At 69.9% G+C, this 16,451-nt stretch carries 15 protein-coding genes; 5 read left to right on the forward strand and 10 right to left on the reverse strand.

All coding sequences use genetic code 11. The features are described 5' to 3' along the window. The first annotated feature begins 32 nt into the window (after positions 1-32). Positions 33-401: a YbjQ family protein gene (locus OG430_RS22400; RefSeq protein WP_327354345.1), complete on the forward strand. Its 369-nt coding sequence runs from the start codon at positions 33-35 to the stop codon at positions 399-401. A 76-nt stretch (positions 402-477) separates the two neighbouring features. On the opposite strand, the gene OG430_RS22405 is transcribed toward OG430_RS22400, so the two are convergent. Further along, positions 478-1,236, reverse strand: a complete 759-nt coding sequence (locus OG430_RS22405; protein WP_327354346.1) for a MerR family transcriptional regulator — start codon at positions 1,234-1,236, stop codon at positions 478-480. A 123-nt stretch (positions 1,237-1,359) separates the two neighbouring features. Here OG430_RS22405 and OG430_RS22410 point away from each other — a divergent pair, with 123 nt between their 5' ends. Next, a complete protein-coding gene (locus OG430_RS22410) occupies positions 1,360-2,667 on the forward strand; it encodes an ion channel protein (RefSeq protein ID WP_442816535.1) in 1,308 nt (435 codons plus the stop codon). Between the two features lie 44 nt (positions 2,668-2,711). Here the strand turns inward: OG430_RS22410 and OG430_RS22415 are convergent, their stop codons facing one another. The 3 genes from OG430_RS22415 to OG430_RS22425 all read right to left on the reverse strand — a co-directional run bounded on the left by OG430_RS22415 (position 2,712) and on the right by OG430_RS22425 (position 5,836). Beyond that, on the reverse strand, positions 2,712-3,926 hold the full coding sequence (locus OG430_RS22415) for an exo-alpha-sialidase (RefSeq protein WP_327354348.1): 1,215 nt from the start codon (positions 3,924-3,926) through the stop codon (positions 2,712-2,714). A gap of 135 nt (positions 3,927-4,061) precedes the next feature. Next, a complete protein-coding gene (locus tag OG430_RS22420) occupies positions 4,062-4,841 on the reverse strand; it encodes an ABC transporter permease (RefSeq protein ID WP_327359187.1) in 780 nt (259 codons plus the stop codon). Between the two features lie 8 nt (positions 4,842-4,849). Continuing rightward, positions 4,850-5,836 carry an ATP-binding cassette domain-containing protein gene (locus tag OG430_RS22425; RefSeq protein WP_327354349.1) on the reverse strand — a complete coding sequence of 329 codons (987 nt, stop codon included), beginning with the start codon at positions 5,834-5,836 and terminating at the stop codon, positions 4,850-4,852. 222 nt (positions 5,837-6,058) lie between these two features. Here OG430_RS22425 and OG430_RS22430 point away from each other — a divergent pair, with 222 nt between their 5' ends. After that, a complete protein-coding gene (locus tag OG430_RS22430; RefSeq protein WP_327354350.1) occupies positions 6,059-8,020 on the forward strand; it encodes an Ig-like domain repeat protein in 1,962 nt (653 codons plus the stop codon). A 50-nt stretch (positions 8,021-8,070) separates the two neighbouring features. Here OG430_RS22430 and OG430_RS22435 read toward each other — a convergent pair whose 3' ends face one another. From OG430_RS22435 to OG430_RS22450, 4 genes are all read right to left on the reverse strand, one after another. Further along, the gene (locus tag OG430_RS22435) at positions 8,071-8,712 is read right to left on the reverse strand and encodes a PadR family transcriptional regulator (RefSeq protein ID WP_327354351.1); all 642 of its coding nucleotides are present in this window, start codon (positions 8,710-8,712) and stop codon (positions 8,071-8,073) included. 59 nt (positions 8,713-8,771) lie between these two features. Beyond that, on the reverse strand, positions 8,772-9,320 hold the full coding sequence (locus tag OG430_RS22440) for a DinB family protein (RefSeq protein WP_327354352.1): 549 nt from the start codon (positions 9,318-9,320) through the stop codon (positions 8,772-8,774). Positions 9,321-9,437: 117 nt separating this feature from the next. Then, the gene (locus OG430_RS22445; protein WP_327354353.1) at positions 9,438-10,895 is read right to left on the reverse strand and encodes an aldehyde dehydrogenase family protein; all 1,458 of its coding nucleotides are present in this window, start codon (positions 10,893-10,895) and stop codon (positions 9,438-9,440) included. 113 nt (positions 10,896-11,008) lie between these two features. Then, the gene (locus tag OG430_RS22450) at positions 11,009-11,872 is read right to left on the reverse strand and encodes a helix-turn-helix domain-containing protein (RefSeq protein ID WP_327354354.1); all 864 of its coding nucleotides are present in this window, start codon (positions 11,870-11,872) and stop codon (positions 11,009-11,011) included. A gap of 273 nt (positions 11,873-12,145) precedes the next feature. Here OG430_RS22450 and OG430_RS22455 point away from each other — a divergent pair, with 273 nt between their 5' ends. Continuing rightward, positions 12,146-12,649 (forward strand): ATP-binding protein, encoded by a 504-nt coding sequence (locus OG430_RS22455; protein ID WP_327354355.1) that lies wholly within the window; start codon positions 12,146-12,148, stop codon positions 12,647-12,649. Positions 12,650-12,692: 43 nt separating this feature from the next. Here OG430_RS22455 and OG430_RS22460 read toward each other — a convergent pair whose 3' ends face one another. Next, complete coding sequence (locus tag OG430_RS22460; RefSeq protein ID WP_327359188.1) at positions 12,693-12,914, reverse strand: DUF397 domain-containing protein; 222 nt, start codon at positions 12,912-12,914, stop codon at positions 12,693-12,695. A gap of 564 nt (positions 12,915-13,478) precedes the next feature. Between OG430_RS22460 and OG430_RS22470 the strand changes: the two genes are divergently transcribed. Continuing rightward, entirely contained in the window at positions 13,479-13,982 is a 504-nt protein-coding gene (locus tag OG430_RS22470) for a hypothetical protein (RefSeq protein WP_327354356.1), read from the forward strand. A 38-nt stretch (positions 13,983-14,020) separates the two neighbouring features. Here OG430_RS22470 and OG430_RS22475 read toward each other — a convergent pair whose 3' ends face one another. Beyond that, positions 14,021-16,225 (reverse strand): FUSC family protein, encoded by a 2,205-nt coding sequence (locus OG430_RS22475; protein WP_327354357.1) that lies wholly within the window; start codon positions 16,223-16,225, stop codon positions 14,021-14,023. Positions 16,226-16,451: the final 226 nt, after the last annotated feature.

Raw genomic sequence — 16,451 nt, forward strand, 5'->3', positions numbered from 1 at the left:
GCAGGCGCAGCAGGCTGAGAAAGGTGGAAGTCATGGGGATCGAGGATTTCGGCGGCGGTCAGGCGCCGCAGTCCGACGTACTGGTCGTGACCACGAACGACGTGCCCGGCTTCCAGGTGCAGCAGGTGATCGGCGAGGTCTTCGGGCTCACCGTGCGGTCGCGGCATCTGGGCAGCCAGATCGGTGCGGGGCTGAAGTCCATGATCGGCGGTGAGCTCAAGGGGCTGACGAAGACCCTCGTGGAGACCCGGAACCAGGCCATGGAGCGGCTTGTCGAGCAGGCACGGGCGCGCGGGGCGAATGCGGTCCTCATGTTCCGCTTCGATGTGACCGAGGCGTTGGACGGGGCCGCGGAGGTGTGTGCGTACGGCACGGCGGTGGTGATCGCCCGCACGGGCTGAGCGCCGCGTGTGCGGCGCCTGTGCAGCGCGGTAAGGGGCGACCGCAGTGGCGGGCGCCCCTTACCGGCTGTGCTGGTTACGCATGGCGGATGGCGTTGGCCAGAATCGCCTCACGCAGATACACGGCCAGGCCGGGCTTGTCCTTGTCGATGTTGCGCGTGAAGCGCTCGTCGGCGATGTACATCTCGGCCAGACCCGTGTGGATCTCGTAGGTGCAGTCGTAGTAGAAGCGGCGGATCTGCCGGCGGTGCTCCTCGGCGAGGTCCATCGCCGCCTCGGACTCCGGCTCGGCGCCGGACTCCATCACGGCGATCATCCGCCGGTTCCAGTCCGCCTGCTCCTCCTGGATCCGCAGCCAGTCCTCCTTGGTGTACGAGGCCGTCTTTCGCTGCGACTCGGCCCAGGCGTCGGTGTTGCCCCAGCGCTCCTCGGCCTCCTCGGCGTACTGGTCGGGGTCGTGGTCACCGAAGACCTCGAACTTCTCCTCGGGCGTGAGATTGATGCCCATCTTCTTTGCCTCCATGGCGGTTTCGACGGCCTCGGCCATCTTCTGCAGTTGCTCGATCCGGCTGGTCAGCAGCTCGTGCTGGCGGCGCAGGTGGGCCTGCGGATCCGCGTCCGGGTCGTCGAGCAGGGCCGCGACCTCGTCGAGCGGGAAGCCGAGCTCCCGGTAGAACAGGATCTGCTGCAGCCGGTCCAGGTCGGCGTCCTCATAACGCCGGTGGCCCGCGTGGCTGCGGCCGCTCGGGCAGAGCAGCCCGATCTCGTCGTAGTGGTGCAGCGCGCGCACCGTGACGCCCGCGAACTTCGCGACCTGCCCCACGGAGTAGCTCATCGCCGCTCCCTTCTCTGTGTCGCGTACCGGTGTTTCTCGGTACGCGGATCAGCCTGAGCCCTCACGCCACGTGAGGTGCAAGCCCGATTGCCGCTCGGAGGGTTACGCCTGGTTTATCCCGTTATGGTGAGGCGCGTGGCCACCGACGCTCCCCAGGACGCCTCACCCGCTCTTGCCGCGCCACCCGCCGTCACGGCCCGCGCGCTGCTTCCGCTGATCGTTCCCTCGCTGCTCGTCGGGGTGGCCGCCGCCCTGGTCCTGCTCGGGGTGAGTGCGCTGGCCGAGCGGTTGCAGGACGTGCTCTGGGAGACGCTGCCGGACGCTCTCGGGGTCGGGGCGCACTCCTCGCTCTGGATGATCGCCATGCTGACCGCCACCGGGTGTGCGGTAGGCCTTGTCGTGTGGCGGGTCCCTGGGCACGCGGGGCCGGACCCTGCCACCACCGGACTGGTCGATCCGCCGGTGCCGGCCGGGGTGGTGCCGGGACTGCTGCTCGCCACGGTCCTCGGCCTGGCCGGCGGGGTGAGCCTCGGGCCGGAGAACCCGATCACTGCCGCCAATATCGCGTTCGCCTACTGGCTCGGGCGCCGGGCGCTGCCCGGGGTGCCGGGCGCGCTGTGGCTGTCGCTCGCGGCGGCGGGCACCATCGGGGCGCTGTTCGGCACGCCGGTCGCGGCCGCGCTGATCCTCTCCGAAACCCTGACCGGGCGGCCGGGTCCCGGGCGGCTGTGGGACAAGCTCTTCGGGCCGCTGGTCGCGGCCGGTGCGGGCGCGCTGACCACGATGCTGATCGCCCACCCCACCTTCGACATCGCCCTGCCCGCCTATCCGGGGCCGGGCTGGGGCGATGTGCTGGCTGCTCTGGTCATCTCCTCGGTGGGTGCGTTGCTCGCGATGGCCGCCGTGTACGCGTTCCCGTACGTCCATGCCGCCTTCCGGCGCCTCAAGCACCCGGTCCTGATGGGCACTTGTGGCGGACTACTGCTGGGCCTCCTCGGTGCGCTCGGCGGATATCTGACGCTCTTCAAGGGCCTGGACGAGGTGAAGACGCTGACCGCCGACCCCGCCGGGCACTCGGCCGGGCAGCTGGCGCTGATGACCGTGGTGAAGCTCGCCGCGCTGACCCTCGCCTCGGCGTGCGGCTTCCGGGGCGGGCGGATCTTCCCCGCGGTCTTCGCCGGAGTGGCGCTCGGGCTGTGCGCCCACGCCCTGGTGCCGGGGGTGCACCCCACGCTCGCCGTGGTGTGCGGGGTGCTCGGCGTGCTGCTCGCGGTGACCCGGCAGGGCTGGCTGTCGCTGTTCACCGCGGCCGTGCTGGTGGCCGACCCGGGGGTGCTTCCGCTGTTGTGCGTGGCCACGTTGCCCGCCTGGCTCCTCGTCACCGGGCGACCGCAGATGCAGCTTCAGGAGGACGGCGCACCTCTTCGCTGAGGGTGACTCCCCCAGGACGCTCCCGGTCAGGCAGGTCAGGCAGGTCAGGAGGGCCCGCCCAGTTCGAAGGCGTGCCAGTGGGTTCCGTCCGCCGATATGCGATAGCTGCCCTGGCCGAAGCTGCTGCTCCACAGGTATCCGATCGGGGTCGGCTCGACGCTGCCCGACGGGCCTTCCGTGCCCTCGACCCGGGTGAAGCCACGGGCCCCGTCGGTGCTGCGCCACACACCGTGCTCGCCGTACACCGTGAGGCTGTGGTCGAGAGCGGCGACCGGCGCGCCCAGTACGGACAGCGGCTCAACTCCCTTGCGGTACTCCCAGACCCGGGTCCAGGTGTACCCGCCGTCGCTGCTGGCGTGGATGGCGAGCAGACCGTTCTTCACCTTCTCCGCAAGGGGCAGCCCGCCCGACTGGACGGCGTACGTGCCCCCGCGTCCGGCGACCACGGAGAACCCCCAGCCGTCCTTCGCCGGGCCCGTCATGTGCCCCACATGCCAGGTGCGGCCCCGATCCTCGCTGGTCGCGAGGGTGGGCAGGCCGGACTTGGGGTCGGTGCCCGAGGCACACAGCATGTTCTCGGCCGGCTCCCCCGCAGGCCGCCGCCAGCCCTTGAGCGCGGGCTGGTGGGCCAGTGCGCGGTACTGCCCGGTGTCGGGCAGGACGGTGACGAGGCGGCTGCGCTCGCAGCCGTTCCCCTCCCGGTCCATCCGCACGCAGTCGTCGAGCAGGGGCGCGCCCTTGGGCACGGACGCGATCGTGCCGGCCGGCTCGGCCCTGCCCTCCTTCCAGGTGCGGCCGCCGTCGCGGGTGAACCAGGTGCGGTCCCCCTCGGAGCGCAGCCCCTCGGTGATCAGCGCCCGCCCGGGCCCCAGCACGATCAGCCCTGCGGTGACTCCGTCCGGCGGGCGGGTGCCGGGTATCGGCGACTCGGCGGCCAGGCGCCAGGACGATGCGCCCTTGTCCAGGACGGCGACGTCCTGTGTGCAGCCCTCTTCCGGCCGGGCGTCGTCCTCGGGACAGGTCGCGAGCAGCGTGAAGCCCGAGCCGTCGGCGGCGAAGCCCACGGAGTGGGACCAGCCGGGCAGGCCGGTGCCCGACGGTATGCGGGGTGCGGAGGAGGACCCCGCATCGGTGGGCGCGGCTCCGGTGGGCCGCTGCCCCGCCCGCCCGGGACCGTCGCCGCCCGAGCAGGCGGCCAGGAGCAGCGCCACCGCGCTCAGCAGCGCCCACCACACATACGCGTACGTCCGTCGTTTCATGAGAGCCCCCGGTCCGCGGTGCACAGCAACTGCCTCTGATACACCGCGGACCGGATCCGGGTTCCCCTTTCGGCGCCCCGAATTTCCACGTTCGGTTCCCCGAACTCTCCAGGCGCTCAGCTCACTTGCCGAGCCTCACTTGCTCAGCCGCGCGAACCTGCGTACCGCCAGCGGGAAGAACACCGCCACCAGGACCACCGGCCACACCACCGCGAGCAGCCCCGCATGCTGCGAGGCCCACGAAGTCGCCTCGACCCCGCCCTCGTTGCCGAACAGGTCGCGCACCGCCGTGGCCGTCGCCGACATCGGGTTCCACTCGACCGTCGCGCCCAGCCAGCCCGGCATGGACTCGGGCGTGGCGAAGGCGTTGGAGAAGAAGCTCACCGGCCAGACGAGGATCTGCACCGCCATCACCAGCTCCGGCTTGCCCGCGACCATCGCCAGGTGGATGCCCATCCACAGCATCGCGAAGCGCAGGAGCAGCAGCAGTCCCATCGCGGCGAGGACCGCTCCGAACGAGCCGTGCCAGCGCCAGCCCACCGCGAGCCCGACTCCCATCAGCACCACCAGGGAGAGCAGCGACTGCAGCATGTCTGCCGCCGAACGGCCCACCAGGACCGCGCCGTTGATCATCGGCATCGAGCGGAACCTGTCGATCACGCCCTTGTTGAGGTCCTGGGTGACCGCCACCATCGTGGCGTCCAGGCCGAAGGCCATGGTCAGGGCGAACATGCCCGGCACCAGGTACTCGCGGTAGTCGCCCTCGATGCCGAGGCCGCCGCCCATCAGGTAGCCGAACATCAGCAGCAGCATCACCGGGAAGGCAAGGCCCACCACGACCTGCACCGGCTGCCGCGCCCAGTGGGCGAGTTCACGCCGGGTCATGGTCCAGGAATCGGCGACCGCCCAGGTCATCGACGTACTCACGCGTTCTCCTTCGCTGCCTTCACTGCCTTCACTGCCTTCACTGCTTCTGCTGTGGGCTGCCTGCCGGTCAGGTCCAGGAAGACCTCGTCGAGGGTCGGCCGCCTCAGCGCGATGTCCTCCGCCTCGATCCCGGCGTCCTGCAGCGCCCGTACGACATGGGTGAGCGCCGCCATCCGGTCCGCGACCGGCGCGCTGACCATGCGGCGGTCCTCGTCCACCGTCACCTCGCCCGGCAACAGGTCGGCCGCGAGGGCCAGTTGGGCCGCGTCGTGCAGGACCACGTCGATCCGGTCGCCGCCCGTCTTGGCCTTCAGCTCGTCCGCCGTGCCGTCGGCGATGACCCGGCCGGTGTCGATCACCGAGATGCGGTCGGCCAGTTGGTCGGCCTCCTCCAGGTACTGCGTCGTCAGGAGCACCGTCGTACCGGCGCCGACCAGGGAGCGGACCGCGCTCCACACCTCCGCGCGCCCGCGCGGGTCGAGACCGGTCGTGGGCTCGTCGAGGAACAGCACCTCGGGGTCGGTGATCAGCGACGCGGCGAGGTCCAGCCTGCGCCGCATGCCGCCGCTGAACTGCTTGACCGCCTTGCGCCCGGTGTCCGCGAGCCCGAACCGCTCCAGGAGCTCGTCGGCCCGCGCGCCCGCGCGCCGTCCGCCGAGGTGGTAGAGCCGGCCGAACATCTCCAGGTTCTGCCGGCCGCTGAGGTCCTCGTCCACCGCGGCGTGCTGGCCGAGCAGGCCGATCCGGCGCCGGACCTCGTCCGCGTGGGTGCGTACGTCGTGACCTGCGACGACGACTCGGCCCTCGTCGAGCCGCAGCAGGGTCGCCATGATGCGCACGATGGTGGTCTTGCCCGCGCCGTTCGGGCCGAGCACGCCGTGCACGGTGCCGCGGGCGACGGTCAGGTCCAGGCCGTCCAGGGCCTTCTTCTCGCCGTACGACTTCTTTACGCCTTCGACGGTGATGGCGTTCGCGTCGGTCATGCGCCTCCTTTTGGGCTCACGAGATCGCTTGTAGTCAAACTTGACTACACTCTCGAACGCCAGAAGGTACGCCAGAATTCCTGGCTAGTCAAACTTGATCAGCGTGGCCGGTGCGGGACTTCTCGCCGGGGGCGCGGTTCGGCTGTCGGTGGGATGGCTTAATCTGCGATCTCCGTGCCCGTAGGGCGGGCCGGATCTGATTCCGTGGGGGGATCTCTCATCGTGCGCAAGCGCATGCTTTCTACCGCGACGGCGTTCGCGGTTCTCTTCAGTTCGGTGGCGTTGGTCGCTGCCGCACCGGCATACGGCGACACCACCAGACCCATCCCGGTCTCGGACGCGGACGACTTGGTCGTCGACGGCGCCCACCAGCGGGTGTATCTCAGCGCCCGGTACCAGAACGAGATCGTCGTCACCGACAACACCGGCAACGTGGTCACCACCCTGGCCGGGCTGCCCCAGGTCCGGGACCTCGAACTGAGCCCGGACGGCGGCACGCTGTACGCGGCGGTCCAGGGCGCCGACAAGATCGTCGCCATTGACACCGCGACACTGACGCAGACCGCCGAGTACCCGACCGGCGAGAAGACCATCCCGTCACGGCTCGCGTACACCGAGGGCAAGTTGTGGTTCGGGTACGGCGACCAGTGGGACTCCGGGCTCGGCGTGGTCGATCTGACCGCGGAGACGCCGGCCGTGACGCTCGACCTGGCGGCAGGCCATGACTGGTCGCACCCGCCCGCGCTGCACGCCGACCCCGACAACCCGGGCACGCTGCTCGCCCTCGACGAGGGCATCAGCAACGCCCCGGCCGTCGTCTACGACGTCACCTCCGGCACTCCGGTCATCCGCGTCTCTGCCGAAGGCGTCGCGGGCAACGACGCGGCGCTCACCCCGGACGGCCGGTCGGTCGTCGTGGCCGGGCCCGGAAACCGGGCGCTCACGGAGTTCCGGCTCTCCGATCTGCAGAAGGTACGCACCTACCCCGTGCCCGACGAACCGGAGACGGTCAGTGTCGCTCCGGACGGCACCGTCGCGGCCACCGTCCTCGACACCGAGGACGTCGGCGACACCTATGTCTTCTCCGGCGGCCCCGACGAGCCCGCCAGCGTCCGCAACCTGTCCCACACCTGGATGCCCTGGTTCGGGCACTCGATGAACTGGTCGGCCGACGGCGCACAGCTCTTCGTGCTGAGCGGGTCCAACGACAGCACCAAGTTCCACACCCTGGACGAACCCCGCAAGTACGTCGGCAACTTGAAGGTCACCGCCCCGGCCACCGCCACCCGCGCCCGGCCGCTCACCGTCAAGGGCACGCTGACCACGGCGCTCCCGCTGCCCGCCGGCACCCCGCTGACCGTCACGCGGACGGACCTCGAGTCGCCGGACGGCAAGTCGCTCGGCACCAAGGAGCTCGGGGCGAACGGGGCGTTCTCGTTCTCGGACACCCCGCCGGCCGGCGGCAAGGTCACCTATGAGGTGGCGTACGCCGGCGACGCCACGCACAGCGCGGCATCCGCCTCCGCCTCGGTCACCGTCTCCCGCACCGCGACCAGCCTCACCCTCAACAACAACGGCAAGGTCTACAGCTACGGCAAGGACGTCGACTTCGCCGCGCACCTCGGGTCGACGTACAAGAACCGCACCGTCGAGATCTGGGCCGACCCCTATGGCTCCGACAAGCCCAAGACCCTGGTGAAGACGGGCAAGGTGAACTCCAGCGGCAATCTCTGGGTCGCCCTCGACATGAAGCGGGACACCACGGTCACCGCCGTGTTCGCGGGCGACGCCCGCAATGCGCCGAAGACCGCCAAGGTCACGGCGTACGCCAAGGTGAAGGTGTCCACGGCCGTGTCCAAGCACTACAAGACGGGCAAGATCGGCTCGACGACGTACCACTACGTCCACAAGCGGACCGACCCGGTCTTCACCACGACGATGAGCTACTACAAGGGCCGCAAGCAGCGGCTGCAGTTCGAGGTGTACTACCAGGGCCGCTGGCGCGACGCCGACTCGCAGTACTTCGAGCTGGGCACCAGCGGGAAGTCCGCCGTCACGCTGACCGGTGAGCCGCAGACCGGCATCCGGCTCCGGGCGCGGTCGTCGTACGTCAACGGCAGCTCCGGCGACAACGTGAACAGCACGACCCACGGCTCCTGGAAGTACTTCATCTTCACCAGCTAGCAGGCGGGCCGGCGCATCGCCCGGCGCATCGCAAGAAGGGGGGCCGGGAGCTAATCCCGGTCCCCCGCGTGCGTCTCGCCCGACGCGAACGGGTTCTCCTCGCCCTCGCCGAGTACGCCGACGAACGGCTCGCCCTCGCCCTCGAAGCTGTACGCGCCGCCTTCGATGCGCGCGATCAGGCCCCGGGTCCACTCCGCGCCCGCGTCGGCCGTGTGCACCCACAGGTGCATGATCTCGCCGATGTGGCCGAGCTGTTCGGGCCCGTCCTCGGGCGTGTAGTACTCGGTGACGCTCTTGCGCCAGGCCTCGATGCCCTCGATCCGCTGCTTCAGGAGCGCCACCGCCTCCTCGCGCGGCAGGTGGACGATGAAGCCGATGCCGGCCGAGACGACGTCCATCTTCTGGTCGTAGGAGACGAGGGCCTCGCGGAGCAGGGAGAGGAATTCCTCGGTGCCCTGCTCGGTGATCTCGTACTCCGTGCGCGGCGGTCCGCCCGCCGTGGACGGCGCGATCTCGTGGGCCACCAGCAGGCCTTGCTTCGCCATCTGCTTGAGCGCGTGGTAGATCGAGCCGGGCTTCGCGTTCGACCACTCGTGCGCGCCCCAGTACTCCAGGTCGTTGCGCACTTGGTAACCGTGCGCGCGGCCGTGCTGGCGGACGGCGCCGAGGACGAGCAGGCGGATGGCGGACATGGAGGGACCCTACTTCCTATTCAACTTTGACTAGAGTAGCGGGTCCCTCCAGACACGCCCTAGCCCCAGTACCCGCCGCCGCTCTCCTCGGCGACGAGCTCGAAGGCGGTCTTGCCGTCGAGGGACTCGCGGACGATGTCCGCGTGCCCGGCGTGCCGGTCCATCTCGCTGATCAGGCGGAGCAGCACCCAGCGCAGCGACACGTTCTCCTTGGGGAACCAGGGCTCGTCCGGGAGGGCGAAGGTCTCGTTCAGGCTGGGGGCGGAGCGGATGAACTCCTCGGTCTGCGCGGCGACTTGCTCCCAGTACGCGAGCTGGGAGGCGACCGTCTCCTCGCGGACGAGCTCGAAGCACTCGTGCCAGGTGTCCTCGGTCCGCTGCACCGCCGGAGCCTCGCCCTTGGCGCGGGCGATCCAGCTCTGCTCGACCTCGGCGACATGCTTGACCAACCCGGAGAGCGAGAGCTCGCTCGCGCTGGGCTTGGTGGCGGCCTGCTCGTCGGTCAGCCCGAGGAGGGAGCGGCGGATGCCGCCGCGGGCCTCGTCGAGGAAGCCGAGCAGCGCGCCGATCTCATCGCCGTGGGCCTCTGCGGGAACGTGAGCAACCATGAGAAGTCCGCCTTCCGGGGCGCCGGGGGCCCTGTGCCCTTGCCGACAACACCTAAGTTACGGACCCTTGCGGTCAGGTTCTGTCCGCAATGACCTCAAGGGCGGAAACCCGCGCGACTACAGCGGGAATTCGCTGCGCCCGTGCTGCACCGAGATCCACTTCTGCGTGGTGAACGCGTCGACCGACGCGTCCCCGTTGAGCCGCCCGAGCCCCGAGAGCTTCTCGCCGCCGAAGGCGACGAACGGCTCGTCGTGCACCGTGCCGTCGTTGATGTGCATCATCCCGGTCTCGATGCGGCGCGCGAAGTCCACACCGCGCTCCACGTTGGCGGTGTGGACGGCGCCGCTCAGTCCGTACGGGGAGTCGTTGACGAGACGTACCGCCTGGTCCTCGCCGTCGAAGGGGACGAGCAGCGCGACCGGGCCGAAGATCTCCTGGCGCAGGATCGGGGAGTCGTCCGGGAGGCCGGTGAGGACGGTGGGCTCGACGAGATTGCCGACCGTGGTGCCGCGGACCAGCGCGGTCGCGCCCTCCGCGAGGGCCTGGTCGACCAGGGTGGTCAGGGCGTCGGCCTGGAAGGCGTTGATGACCGGGCCGATCTGGATGTCCGGGTCACGCGGGTCGCCGGTCTTCAGGGACCGTACGCGGGCCACGAACTTGTCGGTGAACTCGGTGAGCACCGAGCGGTCCACCAGGATGCGGTTGGCGGCCATGCAGACCTGGCCCTGGTAGACGAAGCGGCTGAAGACGGCCGCGTCCACCGCGTAGTCCACGTCCGCGTCCTCGAGCACGACCAGCGCGCTGTTGCCGCTCAGCTCCAGGATGGCCTTCTTGAAGTGGCTCGCGGTGACCGCGCCGACATGGCGGCCCACGCGGTCCGAGCCGGCGAAGGAGATGACCTTCGGGACGGGGTGCTCGATCAGAGCGTCGCCGATCTCGGCTATGTCCGTGACGACGACGTTGAGCAGGCCGGGCGGCAGGCCCGCGTCCTCGAAGATCTTGGCTATGAGGCCGCCGCCCACGACCGGGGTGTTCTGGTTGGGCTTGATCACCACGCCGTTGCCGAGGGCGAGCGCGGGGGCCACCGACTTGAGCGTCACCAGGAACGGGAAGTTGAAGGGGCTGATCACACCGATCACGCCGACCGGCAGGCGGTAGACGCGGTTCTCCTTGCCGTCGATCGGCGAGGGGAAGATCCGGCCCTCGGGGCGCAGCGCGAGGGCGATCGCCTCGCGCAGGAACTCCTTGGCGAGGTGGACCTCGTACTGTGCCTTGAGCCGGGTGCCGCCGAGTTCGTCGATGATGGCCTCGACGATGTCGGCCTCGCGGTCCTCCGTCAGGCGCAGGGCGCGCTCGATGACGGCCCGTCTGACGTACGGGTTCTCCTTGGCCCAGGCCTTCTGGGTGCGCTCGGCCGCGCGATAGGCCTCATCGACCTCGTAGCGCGTGGCGACGGTCAGGGAGGCCAGCTTCTCGCCGTTGTACGGGTTGAAGTCGATGATGTCCCACGAGCCGCTGCCGGACCGCCACTCGCCGTCGATGTACTGCTGGGCCAGGTCGGTGAAGAAGGACATGCGACCCCGTTCCGCGGGCGTGGTCTACGCCGTCGATGCCGTTACTGCTCCCTGGTACTGCACCCTGATGACTCGTCATCGTACTTGTGTTTCAAGCCAGTTGAAGGGGTTCATCAGGACAGTTGGAGTAGACCACGCAGAAGATCGCGGGTCTGGGCCGGGCTCGGGCTGTCCTTCTGGAGCCGTTCCATGGCCTTCTCGTACTGCGTGACCTCTTCGCGCTTGTCCAGATAGAGCGCGCTGGTCAGCTGCTCCAGATAGACGACGTCCGAGAGGTCCGACTCGGGAAAGCGGAGGAGGGCGAAGGATCCGGACTCGCCGGAGTGGCCGCCGAAGCTGAACGGCATCACCTGCAGCGTGACGTTCGCGCGCTCGGAGATCTCGATGAGATGCTCCAACTGCCCCCGCATCACTGCCCGGTCGCCGTACGGCCTGCGCAGGGCCGCCTCGTCGAGTACGCAGTGGAAGCGCGGCCCGCGCTCCGACACGAGCAGCTTCTGGCGCTCCAGGCGCAGCGCGACCCGGCGCTCGACCTCGGCCCGGCTCAGCTTGCCGGCGCCGCGCGTGACGACCGCGTGCGCGTACGCCTCGGTCTGCAACAGGCCGTGCACGAACTGGACTTCATAGACCCGGATGAGCGAGGCGGCGCCCTCCAGACCGACGTACGTCTGGAACCAACCCGGCAGAACGTCCGAGTAACTGTGCCACCAACCAGCGACGTTGGCCTCCTTGGCCAGGTCGAGCAGGGGGCCTCGCTCGGCCTCGTCCGTCACGCCGTACAGCGTGAGGAGGTCCTCCACGTCCCTCGCCTTGAAGCTCACCCGTCCCAACTCCATGCGGCTGATCTTCGACTCGGAAGCACGGATCGAGTAGCCGGCCTGCTCGCGCGTGATGCCGCGGGACTCCCGCAGGCGCCGCAGCTGGGAACCCAGCAGGATGCGCCGCACCACCGATCCGCTCGACTCTCCTGCACTCACCTTGGTCGACCCTCCCCAGACTTCAGGCCCCGCAGTCTGCCATTAAACGCTCCACCGCGTACTCATTCGGTTACAGAAACAGTCCCCTCACAGAACAGCTACGAAATCGAACGTAGGAAGAAATGAGCAAGAACCGGTACGGGAACGTCCAACTCCGGCGCGTGCACGTGCATCTGCCCTTGCATCCGCTCATCGCATTCGGAACCATGGGCGGCGCGCACCACCGCAACATCGCTACAGGCTGACCGGCCGCGAAATCGGGGAGTGCCTCGCATGGGGACGAATGGATCGACCATGCTCGAGCCGTTACGGCAGGGGCTTCCCCCCATCGACCCCTCAGCCGTGTCGAGCGCAGCATCCTGCGCGCTGCCGGCCCGCTATGAAGCGGTGCGCGGAGCACGGAAGTTCACTCAGCGGACGCTACGCGAGTGGAATCTTGAGGACCGCTTCGACGACATCGCCCTGGTCGTCTCCGAACTCGTCACCAACGCGCTGCGCCATGCCCTGCCGGCCGACACGGTGCGCGACGAGGACCCGCCGGTCCGGCTGCATCTGATGCGCTGGACCTCACGGCTGGTGTGTGCGGTACGCGACCCCAGTGCGCAGAGCCCCATCACCCGGGACACCGACGAACTCGCCGACTTCTCCGCGGAGTCGGGGCGCGGGCTGTTCCTGGTGGACTCGTTCAGCGACAGCTGGGGGTGGCATCCACTCGCGGGCGCGCTCAGCGGCAAGGTCGTATGGGCACTGTTCCGGCTGCAGCCGGAACCTTCTTGAGCGAACCGGCACCTTCTTGAACGAAGGGGCGCCCGGACACGCCCTAGGCGCCCGCTATCAGGTGGTCGAACTCCCCGTCCTTTATGCCGAGGAGCATCGCCTCTATCTCGGCGCGCGTATAGACGAGCGCGGGGCCGTCCGGGAAGCGCGAATTGCGCACCGCGACGCTGCCGTCCGCCAGCCTCGCGAACTCCACACAGGAGCCCTGCGAGTTGCTGTGCCGGCTCTTCTGCCAGGCCACACCGTCAAGATCTGTGGCCGCCATGCCGTTGTACGCGTGGTGCACAGTCGCTCCCCGGTGGTGCCGTGACTCGTTCTTCCAGCGGTTACTGATGCGCCGTTCAGCGATGATTCGGTGGTGATTCGGTGGTGGACGGCGCATCGACGACAGTCAACTGCCCCGGATCATAGCCGTGTTCAGGGACGGCGTGCATGGGAAGATGCATGCGCAGATGCACGTGCACGCGCTGTTGTCCTGCGGTTACAGGTCCGCGAGTACGTTTTCCCACGCGTCGATGACGGGGGAACGCCGGCCTCCGCCCACGATCCGATGGGCCGCCCCCTGCGCCGGACCGTCCGGATCGAACCCCTCGTTCACTAGGAAGAGACGCGTGCCGCGCCCTTCCGGCTCCAGGTCCTGGGCCTGGTGTTCGTCTGTCGTAACGAACGTGATCCCCCGCACGGTTCCGGACCCGCGCCTTCCCGAAAGTCCTGCGGACGGCCTCGAAGACTGTCCTCAAACGCCGGACGGGCTGAAAGCGCGAGGTCGTCCTGGTAGCTTGGCGGCGCTTTTCGGATCGACCGATCTTTGGCTTTGGGGGACTTCACCGTGTTCAAGTACGTACGTACCTGCGCCGCCGCCGCGACCGTCGTGGCCGCGCTCGCCCTGACCGGATGCAGCAGCGACGGCGACGGAGGCAAGAAGGGCGGCTCGTCGTCGGGCGGGCAGGAGGCGACCGGCGGTGGCACGGGAGGTTCGGGCGCCACCGGTGACATCGACGGGACCTGGGTCAAGACGGACGGCTCCGCCGTCGTCGGGCTCACCGTCGCCGACGGCGGCAAGATGGTCTCGCTCGTGGAACTCGGCGGGGACGCCGGGGCCACCTGCACCGGGACGGCCGCCTCGAAGACCATCACGCTGACCTGCCAGGGCGGCGGCAAGCGCACGAAGGGCACGATCGAGTCCGTGGACTCCTCGACGCTGAAGGTCGCGTGGGACGGAGTGGGCACGGACGAGTTCAAGAAGTCCGACGGGAAGGAGATGCCCGGGCTGCCCACCGACCTCCCCACGGATCTCGACCTGCCGTCGGACTTCGAGATCCCCGAGGGCTGAGCTGCCGACAGGGACCTGCCGACACAACTGCACGGCTTTCAGCGGGCCGCGGACTCCTTGGGGGTTCGCGGCCCGTTGCCGTCCACGGTCATCGGGGGCGGGGTCGTGCCGAGGGCCTCGGAGAGTTCGTCCAGGGACTCCAGGAGCAGGCGCGTGCCCCTGCGCACGACACGGTCCGGGACGCCCTCGCCGTCCCACTCGGCCAGGGCGGCGCGGACCGGTTCCCAGGTGGGGACGCGGCGTTCGCGTACCGCCTTCGCGGCCTGTTCGGTGGACTCCCGCAGGACGGTGGCCAGTTGGGCCGCGGCCGGGACGGGGGTGGTGCCGCGGTCCGGGAGGTGGGCCTCCATCAGCATCGCGACGCGGGCGATCTGGGCGAGCGCGTGCTCGGCGTCGTCGGCCGCGGCGCGGGAGAGGCCTCGGTGGCGGACCGGCTCGTTCTGGGCGCGGGCGGCCGCGTCCTGCCAGGCGATACGGGCGTTGCGGGCCTCGAGCAGGGCCTCGCGGACGTCCGGGCAGACCTTGCCGGCGGGCTCGGCGTAGTGACGTACGACCGCCGCCGCATAACGGCCGTCGGCGACCAGCCAGTCGGCGAGGCGGGTGCGCAGACGGGGGGTCTCCCAGGCCGGGTAGACGGCGTACGACAGCATCGCGAGGAGGCCGCCGATCAGGGTGAGGAGCACGCGCTCGCGGACCGTCTGGCTCCACTCGATGCCGCCCATGCCGAGCAGGAACACGACGTACGCGGACACCATCACCTGGACCGTCACATAGCCCGTGCGCATGAAGAGGTACGTCAGGCCGGCGGCGGCCACCGCGAGAACGCCCGAGAAGTACGCGCCGGGGTGGGCGAGTTGGACGACGCCGGTCGCCAGGGCCACGCCGATCAGGGTGCCGCCGAAGCGGGCCACCGCGCGGCCGTACGTCTGGGAGAAGTCGGGGCGCATCACCATGACGGAGGCCATGGGGGCCCAGTAGCCGTGGCCGAAGCCCAGGTGGACGTTGAGGGCGTGGCCGATGAGGTAGCCCGTGACGGCGACCGCGGTGACGCGGATCGCGTGGCGCAGGATCGCGGACTTGTGGGTCAGTTCCTTGCGCATCGCTCGGGCCGCGACGGGGGCGAGGGCCGGGAGGGTGGGGCGGATCAGGGGGATGGGGCGGGTGTCGGACTGGTCCGGTGGGGTGGGTGCCGGCTCTGGTGCCGGTTCTGGTTGTGGTGGCCGGGTGCCGTCGGGGGGCGGGGCTTCGGGGGCGGTGGATTTGGGGTCGGCTGTTTCCACCACGTCGTGGAGGAGTTTGCCGAGGCGGGTGGCGGCGCGGTGGGCCGGGCCGCTCAGGATCGCGCCCGTGTCGGGGGTCTTGAAGGTGGCGATCGCGGCCGGGGGGAGCTTCACCGCCTCGCCGTGGCGGATCGCGCGGGCCGCCGCGTCCAGGATCTGGCCTGCCGCGGCCAGGAGCTCGCGCACCCTGTCCCGCTCGACGCCCTCCTCGGGGACGCCCACCGCCGGGTCGGCGAGGGAGGCGAGGACGGGGCGGATGCGTTCCGCGAGGCCTCGGGCTCCGTGCAGTTCGGCGGGGCGGGTGCGGGCCTGGCGGGGGGTGACCGCGGCCGCGCTGCGGGCGTTCATCAGGGGCGCGGGGTCGAAGGCGGCGACCGGGTCGTGGCGCAGCCTGCGGGCGTAGTCGGCCTCGCCGGCCAGGGCGTCGGCCAGGGCGTCCCGCTGGGCTCCCCATCTGCGTACCGGGAAGGCGACGATCAGTGCCGCCTGTACGAGGCCGCCGACCGCGATCATCGCGGCGTGGCCCGCCGCCTGGGCGATCGTGGTGGGGAGCGTGATGGTCACCAGCATCATCGCGACGTTCGAGGACGCGATGATGCCGACCGTCGGGCCGACGGACCAGCTCAGGCCCGCGAGGAAGGTCCACAGGGCGAGCAGGGCGAGGAAGAGGATCAGGTTCGCGCCGGTGAGGTAGCCGAGGAAGGTGCTGATGCCGAGGCTGACGCCGGAGGCCAGGGCCAGGACGGGGCGGGGGCGCCAGCTGCGCTGGAAGGTGGCGATGGCTGCCTGGAAGGCGCCGAAGGCGGAGCTTGCCGCTACCGCGGGGTCGAAGAAGTAGAGGCTCAGGCCTACGACCAGGGCGAGGCCTGCGGTGGCTCTGATCGCGATGAGGGGTTCGAGGCGGCGGCGCTCGACCTTCAGCCCTGAGCGGGCGGTCTCCTTTAGTGCGTTGCGCCAGCTCACGTGTGTGAGTTTACGTGGGTTGTGGGGTTGGTCATGGTTTGGGGGGTGTGGGTGGGTGGGTGCGGGCCGGGGTGGGTGCGGGTGTGAGGTGGGTGCGGGTGTGAGGTGGGTGCGGGTGTGAGGTGGGTGCGGGTGTGAGGTGGGTGCGGGTTCGTTGCGCCTGCGGCGGGCTGGGTCCCCTACCCGCCCCTTCCCGTAAGACTGCCGCCGGCTTTCGAGGGTGGGG

Source organism: Streptomyces sp. NBC_01304, from assembly GCF_035975855.1.
Classification (GTDB): Bacteria; Actinomycetota; Actinomycetes; order Streptomycetales; family Streptomycetaceae; genus Streptomyces.